Below are 565 nucleotides of genomic sequence, written 5' to 3'. Positions count from 1 at the left end.
AGTTAACATTCCAATAAGTGCGAGCACATTAGAGGTGTAGCACGTCTTTGGACATTTCTGAGTTACACCGTTTACTAAATTAGCAATTAACGGATTATCTAGGGTATTGCAAAACCTCTAATCTGGTGGGCAAATTTTTTTGACTACTAAAGTTGGATTAATATTTGACTTAAACCGATGAAAGTAAAAGTCTGAACTGCTAATCTCTAGTTCTAATGATTAATAACAAGCACTAAATTTGAAAATACAGTCAGTACCATTGCCTGAATCAAAAATATACAACTCGTATGAAAAGGAAAGGTTTTGCTTGAACTCAATTGTAATCACACGACTAAGCTATCTGTAAAAGATGACCGTATTAAGCACGATTGTACCCTAACAGGTGAACTAAGTTTGGATGTAGGTAAATACCCCAATTTTGATGCGATCTCAATCCCTCATGATCACGCTGGATGGAATCAACTACCGAGCGAAGTCGATAGCATTAGGTGTCTTACAGAAAATGGTAAACAACTGACTTTAATCGAGTGTGTTTGTGAGGTAGGTGAAATTGCACCAAGGTATG

General features: G+C 36.6%; 1 protein-coding gene. It reads left to right on the top strand.

Features of this window, described 5'->3' with window-relative positions; all coding sequences use genetic code 11:
* Nucleotides 1-303 precede the first annotated feature (303 nt).
* A partial coding sequence (locus KIV40_RS26465; protein ID WP_285352153.1) for a hypothetical protein occupies nt 304-565 on the top strand: 262 nt, incomplete at its 3' end.

The sequence above is a fragment of the Vibrio sp. D173a genome, from assembly GCF_030248475.1.
Note: the sequence above shows the minus strand (reverse complement) of the source record. Positions and strands in the feature narration are given on the sequence as shown.